This window comes from Streptomyces sp. NPDC006602 (assembly GCF_042870385.1).
Taxonomy (GTDB): domain Bacteria; phylum Actinomycetota; class Actinomycetes; order Streptomycetales; family Streptomycetaceae; genus Streptomyces.
In genome coordinates, this window is record NZ_JBIAHG010000001.1 from 793,609 (window position 1) to 806,143 (window position 12,535).

General features: G+C 70.5%; 14 protein-coding genes. 10 read left to right on the plus strand and 4 right to left on the minus strand.

Annotated elements, in window-relative coordinates:
* The first annotated feature begins 68 nt into the window (after positions 1 to 68).
* The 3 genes from ACFYO2_RS03655 (at position 69) to ACFYO2_RS03665 (ending at position 2,949) form a co-directional block, all read left to right on the plus strand.
* Positions 69 to 713: a TetR family transcriptional regulator gene (locus ACFYO2_RS03655; RefSeq protein WP_388343451.1), complete on the plus strand. Its 645-nt coding sequence runs from the start codon at positions 69 to 71 to the stop codon at positions 711 to 713.
* A 100-nt stretch (positions 714 to 813) separates the two neighbouring features.
* Positions 814 to 2,034 (plus strand): alpha/beta hydrolase, encoded by a 1,221-nt coding sequence (locus ACFYO2_RS03660; protein WP_388343454.1) that lies wholly within the window; start codon positions 814 to 816, stop codon positions 2,032 to 2,034.
* A gap of 57 nt (positions 2,035 to 2,091) precedes the next feature.
* Entirely contained in the window at positions 2,092 to 2,949 is an 858-nt protein-coding gene (locus ACFYO2_RS03665; protein ID WP_388343984.1) for a DUF4429 domain-containing protein, read from the plus strand.
* Between the two features lie 88 nt (positions 2,950 to 3,037).
* Here ACFYO2_RS03665 and ACFYO2_RS03670 read toward each other — a convergent pair whose 3' ends face one another.
* Both ACFYO2_RS03670 and ACFYO2_RS03675 read right to left on the minus strand, forming a co-directional pair.
* A complete protein-coding gene (locus ACFYO2_RS03670) occupies positions 3,038 to 4,054 on the minus strand; it encodes an aldo/keto reductase (protein WP_388343456.1) in 1,017 nt (338 codons plus the stop codon).
* Positions 4,054 to 4,518 carry a MerR family transcriptional regulator gene (locus ACFYO2_RS03675; RefSeq protein WP_388343459.1) on the minus strand — a complete coding sequence of 155 codons (465 nt, stop codon included), beginning with the start codon at positions 4,516 to 4,518 and terminating at the stop codon, positions 4,054 to 4,056. The genes ACFYO2_RS03670 and ACFYO2_RS03675 overlap by 1 nt, the downstream gene beginning before the upstream one ends.
* Before the next feature lie 97 nt (positions 4,519 to 4,615).
* On the opposite strand from ACFYO2_RS03675, the gene ACFYO2_RS03680 reads away from it, so the two are divergent.
* Together ACFYO2_RS03680 and ACFYO2_RS03685 are read left to right on the plus strand one after the other, a co-directional pair.
* Positions 4,616 to 5,089 (plus strand): GNAT family N-acetyltransferase, encoded by a 474-nt coding sequence (locus ACFYO2_RS03680; RefSeq protein ID WP_388343461.1) that lies wholly within the window; start codon positions 4,616 to 4,618, stop codon positions 5,087 to 5,089.
* Between the two features lie 53 nt (positions 5,090 to 5,142).
* On the plus strand, positions 5,143 to 5,964 hold the full coding sequence (locus ACFYO2_RS03685) for a serine hydrolase domain-containing protein (protein WP_388343464.1): 822 nt from the start codon (positions 5,143 to 5,145) through the stop codon (positions 5,962 to 5,964).
* A gap of 157 nt (positions 5,965 to 6,121) precedes the next feature.
* On the opposite strand, the gene ACFYO2_RS03690 is transcribed toward ACFYO2_RS03685, so the two are convergent.
* Complete coding sequence (locus tag ACFYO2_RS03690; protein WP_388343987.1) at positions 6,122 to 6,775, minus strand: pirin family protein; 654 nt, start codon at positions 6,773 to 6,775, stop codon at positions 6,122 to 6,124.
* A 72-nt stretch (positions 6,776 to 6,847) separates the two neighbouring features.
* Here ACFYO2_RS03690 and ACFYO2_RS03695 point away from each other — a divergent pair, with 72 nt between their 5' ends.
* The 5 genes from ACFYO2_RS03695 to fabF all read left to right on the plus strand — a co-directional run bounded on the left by ACFYO2_RS03695 (position 6,848) and on the right by fabF (position 11,836).
* A complete protein-coding gene (locus tag ACFYO2_RS03695; protein WP_388343467.1) occupies positions 6,848 to 8,053 on the plus strand; it encodes a PucR family transcriptional regulator in 1,206 nt (401 codons plus the stop codon).
* 89 nt (positions 8,054 to 8,142) lie between these two features.
* A complete protein-coding gene (locus ACFYO2_RS03700) occupies positions 8,143 to 9,114 on the plus strand; it encodes an ACP S-malonyltransferase (protein WP_388343470.1) in 972 nt (323 codons plus the stop codon).
* A gap of 17 nt (positions 9,115 to 9,131) precedes the next feature.
* Positions 9,132 to 10,133 carry a ketoacyl-ACP synthase III gene (locus ACFYO2_RS03705; protein WP_388343473.1) on the plus strand — a complete coding sequence of 334 codons (1,002 nt, stop codon included), beginning with the start codon at positions 9,132 to 9,134 and terminating at the stop codon, positions 10,131 to 10,133.
* 103 nt (positions 10,134 to 10,236) lie between these two features.
* Positions 10,237 to 10,485, plus strand: a complete 249-nt coding sequence (locus ACFYO2_RS03710; RefSeq protein ID WP_030040115.1) for an acyl carrier protein — start codon at positions 10,237 to 10,239, stop codon at positions 10,483 to 10,485.
* Positions 10,486 to 10,564: 79 nt separating this feature from the next.
* Positions 10,565 to 11,836, plus strand: a complete 1,272-nt coding sequence (fabF, locus tag ACFYO2_RS03715; protein ID WP_388343476.1) for a beta-ketoacyl-ACP synthase II — start codon at positions 10,565 to 10,567, stop codon at positions 11,834 to 11,836.
* 170 nt (positions 11,837 to 12,006) lie between these two features.
* Here the strand turns inward: fabF and ACFYO2_RS03720 are convergent, their stop codons facing one another.
* Positions 12,007 to 12,501 carry a DUF3145 domain-containing protein gene (locus ACFYO2_RS03720; protein WP_388343479.1) on the minus strand — a complete coding sequence of 165 codons (495 nt, stop codon included), beginning with the start codon at positions 12,499 to 12,501 and terminating at the stop codon, positions 12,007 to 12,009.
* Between the last annotated feature and the right edge of the window lie 34 nt (positions 12,502 to 12,535).

A 12,535-nucleotide genomic window follows, 5' to 3' on the forward strand; every position in this document is an offset into this window, starting at 1 on the left:
CAATTGACAAACCAATTCACAAGTCGGTAACTGTCACGACAACGATCGTCATCTGCGAGGAGAGACCCATGGACACCGCGGCACGGCCGGCGGGACTGCGCGAGCGAAAGAAGCAGCGCACCCGCGACGCGCTGCTGCGGGCCGCCCTCGAACTGTTCACCGGGCGGGGGTACGAGCAGACGACCGTCGACGACATCGCCGAGGCGGTCGACGTCTCGCAGCGCACCTTCTTCCGCTACTTCGCGAACAAGGAGGAGGCCGCGCTCGCCGTCCAGGAGATGACGGTGGAGCGCTTCGTCGAGTCGGTGCGCGAGCGCCCGCCGCACGAGGCGCCGATGGAGGCGCTGCGGCAGGCGGTCCTGGAGGGCTGGGACACGCTCAACGAGGTTGTCGAGTCCGTCGTACCGGTGGAGCTGCATCTGCGCATGTACCGGGTGATCGAGTCGACGCCGGTCCTGCTCGCCGCCCATCTGCGCCGCTCCGCCGAGGTCGAGGAGACCATCGCGCGGGTGCTCGCCGAGCGCGAGGGCCTCGACGTGGACACCGACCCGCGCCCCCGGCTGACAGTGGCCGTGTTCAGCGCGGTGATACGAGTGACGGAACGGCAGTGGAGTACCGGCGAGGACTTCAGCCTCGACGCGATCCGCGCCCTGACGGTCACGTACCTCGAACAGGTGGGAGACACGCTGACCGGAAACTGGCGAACGGCCTGAAGACGACCGAACTATGCACCGAAGACCCCGCTTTGTCCAAACGTGATTCACGCCACTTGGTTAACGCGAGACCCTCTCGTTCTCCTAGTGTGTCCTTTCAGTGACTTCCTTCGACACCTCCCCGCAACTGAACGTCTGGCGTGCACTGCTCGCGTTGGCCGTGGTGTTCGTGATGCTGGCGACCACCGGCTGGACCGCACTGCGCAGGCAGCCGAGCAGCACCGCGATCCAGGCTTCCCTCTCGGACTGGGAGCACGGCCGCATCGCCGGGCACCGGCTCCCCGAACCTGACGAGACGCCCCCCCACCGCCTCGCCCGGTTCTTCGCCTCGCTCACCGCACAGCAGCGCAGCAGCCTCGCCCGGCGCTATCCGCTCGCCGTCGGCAACATGAACGGCGCACCCGTCGAGCTGCGTTACCGCGCCAACCGCATCGCCCTCGGGCAGGCCCGCAAGGTGGAGCTGAAACGCATGCACGACGTGCGGCTCACCCCGGACGGGCAGCGGGAGGCCGGGCGGCGCATGCACCGCTACGTGTCGCTGATGAGCGAGGGCCGCCACGTCCTCGCCTTCGACCCCGACGGCTCGGGCCGGGTCGCCGAGGTCTTCGGCAGCCTGCGGAAGGCGGAGCGGGTCTCGGTCGTCGTTCCCGGCGTCGACACCGCCCTGCTCACCTTCCAGCGCACCACCCGTCAGTACTCCGCACCGTTCGGCATGGCCACGGCCCTGTACGAGGCCGAGCGCGCGGCGAGCCCGTCGACGCGTACGGCCGTCATCGCCTGGGCCGACTACACCGCGCCCAGCGGGCTCGGCATCGACTCGGCCACCGCGATGCGCGCGGCGGACGGCGCGATCCGGCTGAACTCGCTGGTGCGTGGCCTGCCCGGCGACGCCCCGGTCTCCCTCTTCTGCCACAGCTACGGCTCGGTGGTGTGCGGCCTCGCCGCGCGGACGCTGCCGGACCGGGTGGCCGACATCGCGGTGGCCGGCAGCCCCGGAATGCGGGTCGCGAAGGCATCCCACCTGCACACCTCCGCGCATGTGTGGGCGATGCGGGACGCCGACGACTGGGTCCAGGACGTGCCGTACCTGGAGGTCGGAGGGCTCGGCCACGGGGCGGACCCGATGTCCGCCGCGTTCGGCGCGCGGGTGCTGTCGGCACGGGGCGCGGACGGGCACGGCGGCTATTTCGAGCCGGGTACGGAGAGCCTGTTCAACCTTGCCGAGATCGGCATTGGCGCATACCGCTCGGTGCAGTGCGCGGGCGATACCGAAGCCTGCCGGACGGGTTTGTCCGGGACGGCGTCGGCCGGACGCGCGTAGAGACGAAGAAACCGCGGTTTGCGCGGGGAGGGGACTAAGGAGCTCGTGCCGCATACGATGAGCCGCATGGGTGACGTACTGGCCGGATTTCATGCCGTCTGGGAGTTCGAGTCCGACTCCATGCTCATCCGCTACGAACGGGGGATTCGAACACCCAAGCTCTTCCAGGCGCTGGGGGAACGGCGAATCCCCCTCGACGCGCTCGCCGGGGTGACGCTCACGCCCGGCAGACGCGGGACGGTGGTGCTGCACGCCCAACCGCGCCCCGGCGCCGATCCGTTGATGGAGGCGGCCGAGGGGCAGCTCAAAGAGGGGTGCGATCCGTACCGGCTGGTGCTACCGGCCGAGAAGGAGACGCTCGCCGAGTACTACGCCGACGAGTTGCGTGCGCGGCTGAAGCAGGACGACGAGCCGGCCGAGCGGTTTCTGGTGCCGGCTCCCGAAGTGCCGTTGCAGTTCAAGGCGTACGACGGGAAGGCGTCCTTCGACGGCAGGACCGTGCACTTCCGGTGGTTCTGGACCGGGGCGTCGTCGGCGAAGTGGAAGGCCGGGGACCAGAGCTTTCCGGTGTCGGAGCTGACCGGGGTTCAGTGGCGGTCGCCGGAGGTGTTCGAGGGGCATCTGCGGTTGATGCGCGGGGAGGCTTCGCCGGTGCAGGCCGACCAGGATCCCGCCGCTGTGCTGTTCGGGCTCGGATACGGGCCCGTACACGAGTCGTTGCCGTTCGCCGCGGCGGTGCTGGCGGCAGTGCGGGGCCGGTCGGCGGTGCCGGCGGTCCCGGCTGCGGCCATGCCGCGCCGGGACCCTGCCGACATCGCCGAACGGATTCGGCACCTCGGGGAGTTGCATCAGGCGGGGCTGGTGACTGACGAGGAGTTCTCCGTGAAGAAGGCCGAGTTGTTGGCCGAGCTCTGAGGTAAGTCGTCGAGTACGGGCCGCCTGTGGCTGGTCGCGCCCACGCGGCGGAGCCGCATATCGATACAGCCCCGCCCCTTACGTACGTCTACTCACGTCCGGCGGAAGTGAACGTCATGTCCGCGTAGCGGTCTCCGGCCACCTGGGCTGCGATCGGCTCCAGGAGCTCCAGCTCACCCTTCGTCAGCTCGATCCCCGTCGCCGCCGTGTTCTCCTCGATCCGGCTCACCTTGCGGGTGCCCGGGATCGGGACCACGGGCAGGCCGTGTACCGAGGCCTGTTGCTGGACCCAGGCCAGGGCGATCTGCCCGAGGGAGACCCCGTGGGCCTCGGCCACCGTGCGGATCGGGGCCAGCAGTTCGAGGTTGGCGGCCGCGTTGTCGCCGGTGAAGCGGGGCTGCTGGCGGCGGAAGTCGTCGGCGGTGAGGTCCTTGTCGGCGTTGGCGAAGGAGCCGGTGAGGAAGCCGCGGCCGAGCGGGGAGTACGGCACCAGGGTCACGCCCAGTTCGCGGGCCGTCGGTACCACCCTCGCCTCGATGTCCCGGCTGAACAGGGACCACTCCGACTGCACGGCGGCGATCGGGTGGACGGACTGCGCGGCGCGCAGCTCCTCGGCCGTGACCTCGCTCAGGCCCAGCTGCTTGACCTTGCCCTCGCGCACCAGCTCGGCCATGACGGCGACGGTGTCCTCGATCGGCACGTTCACGTCGCGCCGGTGCATGTAGTAGAGGTCGATGACGTCGACGTCGAGGCGCTCGAGGCTCGCCTCCACGGCCTGGCGGATGTAGGGCCGGTCGTTGCGGATGACGCGCCGGGTCGGGTCGTCCGGGGGTATGGACAGGGCGAACTTGGTGGCGATGACCACCTGGTCGCGGTGTGCCTTGAAGAACGGGGAGAGGAACTTCTCGTTCTCCCCGTCGCCGTACGCGTCGGCCGTGTCGTACAGGGTGACGCCGAGTTCCAGGGCCCGCTCCAGCGTGGCCCGCGACTCGCCGGCGTCCGTGGGGCCGTAGGCGAAGCTCATGCCCATGCAGCCGAGGCCCTGTACACCGACCTCGGGGCCGTCGTCGCCGAGCCGAACCGTGGGGATCTTGCCGTCCGTCATCAGGACCTTTCCGACGCCAGGGCCCGCCCGGCGTCCGCGTAGAAATTGATCTTCCGGTCGAGAACCGCGAGCGTGTCCTGGAGTTCCGCGATCCGAGCGAGGACGTCCTCGCGGGTCGCCTTCAGCAGTTCGAAGCGGTCCGTGTACGTGTGGTCGCCCTCGCGGACCAGTTCCGCGTACCGCACCATGTCCGCCACCGGCATGCCGGTCAGCCGGAGCTTGCCGACGAGGTCGAGCCAGTCGAGGTCGCGGTTGCAGTAGCGCCGCTGACCAGTGTGCGAGCGGTCGATGTGCGGCATCAGGCCGATGCGCTCGTACCAGCGCAGGGTGTGCGCGGTCAGGCCGGTGATCGCGACGACCTCGCTGATCGTGTAGCTGTCCTGGCCGTCCGGACGTCGACCGGGTTGGTGCTCCGGGGCGGCACAGCTGTCGGTCCTGGTACCCGTGGTCTCCATCACCGTCATGGCCTCAACGCTATGGCCTTGGAGTGCACTCGAAGCAAGCGGTTCCGGTAAGAAATCGGCAGGACGCGGCACAGGTCGGCTCGTTAGCGTGCGGGGCATGAGTCTTGTACGTCGTGCCACGACCGAGGACGCGGAGGAAGTTCTGCGTCTGCGCCAGGTGATGATCGATTCGATGTCCGGGCCGGACGCCGGGGACACGGAGTGGCACGTGGAGGGCCTGCCCGCCCTGCGTGCCCGGCTCGCCGGGCCGGACGAGGACTTCGCGGCGTTCGTCGTCGACCATCCGGAGCGGCCGGGGGCGCTGGCGGCGCTGGTGGTCGGCACCATCGAGTACCGGATCGGCAGGGCGAGCAATCCGCGCGGGGTCGGCGGGTACGTCTTCAGCGTCGCCACCGACCCGGACGCCCGCCGCCGCGGGTACGCGCGGGCGTGCATGGAGGAACTGCTCGCCTGGTTCCGTGAGCGGGGCGCCGGCCAGGTCCTGCTGACCGCGTCCAAGGAGGCCGAGCCGCTGTACGCCGCCCTCGGCTTCGTCCGCAAGCCGGATCCCGCGATGGGATTGAAGCTGTGAGCGGCTCAGGGGCCCAGGGCTGATCCGAAAGACACCCCCGTAAGCTCGACGGCATGTCCTTGCAGAGTCTCGCCCTGATCGAGAACTGGCCGGTTCCCACCGCCGCGGCGGCCGTCGTACGGGCGGACGGGACCCTGTTGGGTGCCCGCGGCCCGGTCGGGCGGCGCTTTCCGCTGGCCTCGGTCACCAAGCCGCTCGCCGCGTACGCCGTTCTCGTCGCGTACGAGGAGGGGGCGATCGAACTCGACGAGCCGGCCGGGCCGCCCGGGGCGACGGTCCGTCATCTGCTCGCGCACACCTCGGGGCTGGCCTTCGACGAGCACAGGGTGACGGCACCGCCCGGGGAGCGGCGGCTGTACTCCAACGCCGGGTTCGAGCAGCTCGGGGACCACGTCGCCAAGGCGGCGGAGATCCCGTTCGCGGAGTATCTGCGGCAGGCGGTGCTGGAGCCGCTGGGGATGGCCTCGACGACACTGGAGGGCTCTGCGGCCAAGGACGGCGTGTCCACCGTGGACGAGCTCGCGCGGTTCGCCGCGGAGGTGCAGGCGCCGCGGCTGCTGGATCCCCGTACGGTCGCCGATGTGATGACCGTGCAGTACCCGGGGACGAAGGGCGTGCTGCCGGGGTACGGGCACCAGAACCCGAACGACTGGGGGCTGGGCTTCGAGATCCGGGACTCCAAGTCCCCGCACTGGACGGGGTCTTCGTCCTCGCCGCGGACCTTCGGGCACTTCGGGCAGTCCGGTACGTTCCTGTGGATCGACCCGGATGCGGGGGTGGCGTGCGTGGCGCTGACCGACCGGGCGTTCGGGCCCTGGGCGGTCGAGGCGTGGCCGGTGTTCACCGACGCGGTGCTGGCCGAGGTGCGGGGCTGAGCTTCTTTCCGCCCCCCCCGCCCCTACCCGTCCCGTCCCCAGGGGGCTCCGCCCGTGGAACCCCCGGCCTTTGCCCACCCATCACCCGACTCGGTCGGTTGAGAGGTCACCCCTTCAAGAAACCTGGGGGCGGAGCCCCCAGCAACGGACCGCCGGTTCAACCGGCCAGCTCCCAGATCAGCAGCTCCGCGGCCGTCGCTCCCACCGCCTCCAGATCCTTCGCGTCCGTGATGCGCGCCGCGTCGCCCGGGCCGAACTCCTCGCCGCCCAGGGTCACTTCGCCGCGTACGACATGCACGTACGTGTACGCCCCGTCCGGCATCGCGGTCCGCTCCCCCACCGCCAGACGCCGTACGTGGAGCATCGCGCCGGCCTCGGGGACGGCGTACGGCGTGGAGTCCGCGATGCCGTGGACGATCTCGTAGGAGGGGTCGCCGCCGGGCTCCAGCGGGGCCAGCCACATCTGGACGAAGGTCAGGGGGGCCGGGCCGTCGTTGCGTTCGACGTGCCGGACGCCCGCCGCGGAGCTCAGGCGCTGGACGTCGCCGGGGCGCAGCACCGTCTCGTGGCCCGCCGAGTCGCGGTGGGTCAGCTCGCCCTCGACGACCCACGTCACGATCTCGGTGTGGCTGTGCGGGTGCTCGTCGAATCCGGCGCCGGGGGCGAGCCGCTCCTCGTTGCAGGCGATCAGCGCGCCGAAGCGGAGGTTGTCGGGGTCGTAGTGCGGGCCGAAGGAGAAGGCGTGCAGGGACTGGATTCCGGTCCCCGGGTCGCCGCCTCGGTAGCGCTCCGCGGCGCGCCGTACGTCCATCACGGACACCACCGTAGTCCTCACCGGTACCCGGCGACGCGTACTCCCGTCCGGATAAGGCAGTCTTGTCCCGTGCCCGAACCCGAATCCCACGCCGGCGAAGCCGCCGCGCCCGATGCCCACCCGCACCCCGCGACCCTGAAGCGGCTGGAGAAGTCGTCCGGGCGTCTCGCCGCGCAGGCCATCCAGCGCATGGACGAGACGCTGCCGTGGTACCGGGCCATGCCCCCGGAGAACCGATCCTGGATCGGGCTCGTCGCCCAGGCCGGTATCGCCGCCTTCACCGAGTGGTTCCGGCACCCGGACGCCCCGCAGGCCATCTCGACCGACGTCTTCGGAACCGCGCCCCGCGAGCTGACCCGGGCCATCACCCTGCGGCAGACCGTCGAGATGGTGCGCACCACGATCGAGGTCATGGAGTCGGCCATCGACGAGGTGGCGGCCCCCGGCGACGAGAACGTGCTGCGTGAGGCACTGCTCGTGTACGCCCGTGAGATCGCCTTCGCCACCGCCCAGGTGTACGCCCAGGCCGCCGAGGCACGCGGCGCCTGGGACGCCCGCCTGGAGTCGCTCGTCGTGAACGCCGTACTGAGCGGGGAGGCCGACGAGGGCGCCGTCAGCCGGGCCGCCGCACTCGGCTGGAACTCGCCCGAGCACGTGTGCGTGGTGCTGGGCAACGCTCCCGACGGTGACAGCGAGTTGACCGTCGAGGCCATCCGGCGGGCGGCCCGGCACGCCAAGCTCCAGGTCCTCACCGGCGTGCTCGGGTCCCGGCTCGTGGTCATCGCGGGCGGCAGCGACAACCCGCTCGCCGTCGCCAAGTCGCTGATCGGGCCGTTCGCCGCCGGGCCGGTGGTGGCGGGTCCCGTCGTCCCCGATCTGCAGGCCGCGACCCGGTCCGCGCAGGCCGCCGCGGCCGGCCTGAAAGCGTGTTCTGCCTGGCAGGACGCCCCGCGCCCGGTCCTGGCCGACGATCTGCTGCCGGAGCGGGCGATGGCCGGTGACCCCTCGGCCCGCGAGCAGTTGGTGGAGGAGATCTACAGACCACTGGAGGAGGCCGGCTCGGCGCTCCTGGAGACGCTCTCCGTCTATCTCGAACAGGCGAGCAGTCTCGAAGGCGCCGCTCGCATGCTCTTCGTCCATCCGAACACCGTGCGCTACCGGCTCCGACGTGTGACTGACGTCACCGGCTGGTCACCCTCCGATGTACGTTCGGCGTTCACGCTGCGCATCGCGCTGATCCTGGGGCGTCTGGCCGACGGCGATCTCCAGCTCTAGTCTTTTGTCGGGGCTCCACAAAACCCCTTCGTGTTCTTCGTCCCTGTCCCCACGGGCGGCCGTGGCCGTCCACAAGAGAGAGTGTGAGAGTGCTCGTACTCGTCGCTCCCGGCCAGGGCGCCCAGACGCCCGGCTTCCTGACCCCCTGGCTCGAACTCCCCGGTGCCGCGGACCGCGTCGCCGCGTGGTCCGACGCCATCGGACTGGATCTCGCCCGTTACGGCACGCAGGCCGACGCGGACGAGATCCGGGACACGGCTGTCGCCCAGCCGCTCCTTGTCGCGGCCGGAATCCTGTCCGCCGCGGCACTCGGTACTGTGGCATCAGCCGCTGACGCGGCGGGCGCCGCCATCGCGCCCGGCGCCGTCGCGGGACACAGCGTCGGCGAGATCACCGCAGCCGCGTTCGCGGGGGTGCTCGACGACACCGCGGCGCTGACCCTCGTACGCAAGCGCGGGCTGGCGATGGCCGAGGCCGCCGCCGTCACCGAGACCGGGATGTCGGCGCTGCTCGGCGGCGACCCCGAGGTGAGCGTCGCGCACCTGGAGAAGCTCGGTCTGACCCCGGCGAACGTCAACGGGGCCGGGCAGATCGTGGCCGCGGGCACGCTGGAGCAGCTCGCGGCGCTGAACGAGGACAAGCCGGAGGGCGTCCGCAAGGTCGTCCCGCTCAAGGTGGCCGGCGCCTTCCACACGCACCACATGGCCCCCGCGGTCGACGCGCTGGCGAAGGCCGCCGAGGCCCTGACGCCTGCCGACCCGAAGGTCACGTACGTCTCGAACAAGGACGGCAGGACGGTCGCCACGGGTGCCGAGATCGTCGCGCGGCTCGTCGGCCAGGTCGCCAACCCGGTCCGCTGGGACCTGTGCATGGAGACCTTCAAGGCGCTCGGTGTGACCGCGCTGATCGAGGTGTGCCCCGGCGGCACGCTGACCGGCCTCGCCAAGCGCGCGCTGCCCGGCGTGAAGACGCTGGCCCTGAAGACCCCCGACGACCTCGACGCCGCTCGCGAGCTCATCGCCGAGACAGCCACACCTGCCGCTGACGCGGCGGGCGCCTGACAAGGAGCCTGGAGAGCATGTCGAAGATCAAGCCCAGCAAGGGCGCCCCGTACGCACGGATCCTCGGTGTGGGCGGCTACCGTCCCGTCCGGGTCGTGCCGAACGAGGTGATCCTCGAGACGATCGACTCGTCCGACGAGTGGATCCGCTCGCGCTCCGGCATCGAGACCCGGCACTGGGCGAACGACGAGGAGACCGTCGCCGCCATGTCGATCGAGGCGTCCGGCAAGGCGATCGCCGACGCCGGGATCTCCGCCGAGCAGATCGGCGGCGTGATCGTCTCGACCGTCTCGCACTTCAAGCAGACCCCGGCCGTCGCCACCGAGATCGCCGACAAGCTCGGCACCGAAGGGGCCGCCGCCTTCGACATCTCGGCCGGCTGCGCGGGCTTCGGTTACGGCCTGACCCTCGCCAAGGGCATGATCGTCGAGGGCTCGGCAGAGTACGTACTTGTCATCGGCGTGGAGCGGCTGTCCGACCTGACCGACCTGGAGGACCGGGCCACCGCCTTCCTGTTCGGCGACGGCGCGGGCGCGGTCGTGGTGGGTCCCTCGCCGGAGCCCGCGATCGGCCCCACGGTCTGGGGCTCGGAGGGCGACAAGTCCGAGACCATCAAGCAGACCGTGCCGTGGACGGACTACCGCGACGGCGAGGTCGCCAAGTTCCCGGCGATCACGCAGGAGGGCCAGGCGGTGTTCCGCTGGGCCGTCTTCGAGATGGCGAAGGTCGCCCAGCAGGCGCTGGACGCGGCCGGGATCAGCTCGGACGACCTGGACGTCTTCATTCCCCACCAGGCCAACGAGCGGATCATCGACTCGATGGTGAAGACTCTCAAGCTGCCGGAGCACGTCACGGTCGCGCGTGACGTGCGCACCACCGGCAACACCTCGGCCGCCTCGATTCCGCTCGCGATGGAGCGGCTTCTGGCGACCGGCGAGGCGAAGAGCGGCGACACCGCGCTCGTCATCGGTTTCGGGGCGGGTCTCGTGTACGCCGCGACGGTGGTTACCCTCCCCTAGGCACTCCGTGCCGGATCATGCGGTCCGGTGCGGGAAATGCACCAGCCTGCCGCTCACGCGGCGGGTGCCACACCCTCTGGATCACTACGAAGGAGCGCCTGACATGGCCGCCACTCAGGAAGAGATCGTCGCCGGTCTCGCCGACATCGTGAACGAGATCGCCGGCATCCCGGTTGAGGACGTCCAGCTGGACAAGTCCTTCACCGACGACCTGGACGTCGACTCGCTGTCCATGGTCGAGGTCGTCGTCGCCGCCGAGGAGCGCTTCGACGTCAAGATTCCCGACGAGGACGTGAAGAACCTCAAGACGGTCGGCGACGCGACCGAGTACATCCTCAAGCACCAGGGCTGATCCTCAAGCCCCGGAGCCTGGCCCCGCCACCCGGCGGTGGCGCCGCTTAATCCTCGTATCCGTTGGAGAAAGAATTCCCGTGAGCTCGACCAATCGCACCGTGGTCGTCACCGGTATCGGCGCAACCACACCGCTGGGTGGCGACGCAGCCTCTACCTGGGAGGGCCTGATCGCCGGCAAGTCCGGTGTCAAACTCCTGGAGCAGGAGTGGGCCGCCGACCAGGCGGTCCGCATCGCCGCTCAGATCGCCGTGGAACCGACCGAGGTCATCCCGCGGCCGCAGGCCCGCCGACTGGACCGCTCGGCGCAGTTCGCGCTGATCGCCGCCAAGGAGGCATGGAAGGACGCCGGCTTCGAAGCCAAGGCCGGGGAGGACGCGAGCGTCGACCCCGACCGCCTCGGTGCGGTCATCGCCTCCGGCATCGGCGGCGTGACGACCCTGCTCGACCAGTACGACGTGCTCAAGGAGAAGGGCGTCCGCCGCGTCTCCCCGCACACCGTCCCCATGCTGATGCCGAACAGCCCGTCGGCGAACGTGGGTCTGGCCGTGGGCGCCCGTGCGGGCGTGCACACGCCGGTCTCCGCGTGCGCCTCGGGCGCCGAGGCCATCGGCTACGCCATCGAGATGATCCGCACCGGCCGTGCCGACGTCGTCGTCGCGGGTGGCACGGAGGCGGCGATCCACCCGCTGCCCATCGCCGCGTTCGGCAACATGATGGCGATGTCCAAGAACAACGACGACCCCGAGGGCGCCTCGCGTCCTTACGACGTCGGCCGCGACGGCTTCGTCCTCGGCGAGGGCGCCGGCGTGATCGTCCTGGAGTCCGCCGAGCACGCCGCGAAGCGTGGTGCTCGGGTGTACGCCGAGGCGGTCGGGCAGGGCATCTCCGCCGACAGCCACGACATCGTGCAGCCGGAGCCGGAGGGGCGGGGCATCTCGCACGCCCTGCAGAACCTGCTGGACCGCACCGACCTCAACCCCGCCGAGATCATGCACGTCAACGCGCACGCCACCTCGACGCCGGCCGGTGACGTGGCCGAGCTGAAGGCGCTGCGCAAGGTGTTCGGCGACGATGCCGACCACATGGCGGTCTCCGCGACCAAGTCGATGACCGGTCACCTGCTCGGTGGCGCGGGCGGTGTCGAGTCCGTGGCGACGGTGCTCGCGCTGTACCACCGGATGGCTCCGCCGACCATCAACGTGGAGAACCTCGACCCGGAGGCCGAGGCCAACGCGGACATCGTGCGGGGGGAGGCTCGGAAGCTGCCTGTTGAAGGGCGGATTGCCGCGCTGAACGACTCGTTCGGGTTCGGTGGGCACAACGTGGTACTGGCGTTCCGGACGGTCTGATTTCTTGCCGTGAACGGCGTGTGGCCCGACCCCGGGTTGGGGGCGGGCCACACGCCGTTTTGCTGTCTGTTCGCGGCCGGTGCGGGCCGGTGGGGGCTGGTCGCGCCCACGCGGCGGAGCCGCATATCGATACAGTCCCGCGCTCCTGGGCCGGCTGCCCCTGATGTCGGTCAAACGACCTGGTGCAGCCAACGGACCGGGGCTCCCTCGCCCGCGTACCTGAACGACTCCAATTCGTCGTCCCACGGCTTTCCCAGGAGCTTGGCGAGTTCCGCCTCCAGGTCCGTCTCTCCCCGCTGAGAACGGACGAGGGCCGCCCTGAGGCGGTCCTCCGGGATCAGGATGTCGCCGTGGATGCCAGTGACGGCGTGGAAGATGCCGAGTTCGGGGGTGCAGCTGTAGCGCTCGCCCTCGGCGGTGGCGCAGGGCTCGGCGGTGACCTCGAAGCGGAGCAGGTGCCAGCCTCTCAGCGCGGAGGCCAGTTTGGAGGCGGTGCCGACCTGGCCCTGCCAGGAGAACTCGGAGCGCCAGGTGCCGGGCGCGGCGGGCTGCCGGATCCAGTCGAGGTTGACGCGTGTGCCGAGCACCCCGGCGACGGCCCACTCGACGTGCGGGCACAGCGCGCGCGGCGCGGAGTGCACGTACAGAACTCCACGTGTCGTCACCGGGACCTCCGGGCAGAGCGGGACATCTTGCGAA

Excerpts from the sequence above, each read along its gene's own strand:
- ACFYO2_RS03675 (WP_388343459.1), bottom strand. The coding sequence starts at position 4,518 with ATGACGGTGATGGAGACCACGGGTACCAGGACCGACAGCTGTGCCGCC.
- ACFYO2_RS03710 (WP_030040115.1), top strand. The coding sequence starts at position 10,237 with ATGGCCGCCACTCAGGAAGAGATCGTCGCCGGTCTCGCCGACATCGTG.
- ACFYO2_RS03705 (WP_388343473.1), top strand. The coding sequence starts at position 9,132 with ATGTCGAAGATCAAGCCCAGCAAGGGCGCCCCGTACGCACGGATCCTC.
- ACFYO2_RS03680 (WP_388343461.1), top strand. The coding sequence starts at position 4,616 with ATGAGTCTTGTACGTCGTGCCACGACCGAGGACGCGGAGGAAGTTCTG.
- ACFYO2_RS03655 (WP_388343451.1), top strand. The coding sequence starts at position 69 with ATGGACACCGCGGCACGGCCGGCGGGACTGCGCGAGCGAAAGAAGCAG.
- ACFYO2_RS03670 (WP_388343456.1), bottom strand. The coding sequence starts at position 4,054 with ATGACGGACGGCAAGATCCCCACGGTTCGGCTCGGCGACGACGGCCCC.
- ACFYO2_RS03665 (WP_388343984.1), top strand. The coding sequence starts at position 2,092 with ATGAGCCGCATGGGTGACGTACTGGCCGGATTTCATGCCGTCTGGGAG.
- ACFYO2_RS03690 (WP_388343987.1), bottom strand. The coding sequence starts at position 6,775 with ATGGACGTACGGCGCGCCGCGGAGCGCTACCGAGGCGGCGACCCGGGG.
- ACFYO2_RS03685 (WP_388343464.1), top strand. The coding sequence starts at position 5,143 with ATGTCCTTGCAGAGTCTCGCCCTGATCGAGAACTGGCCGGTTCCCACC.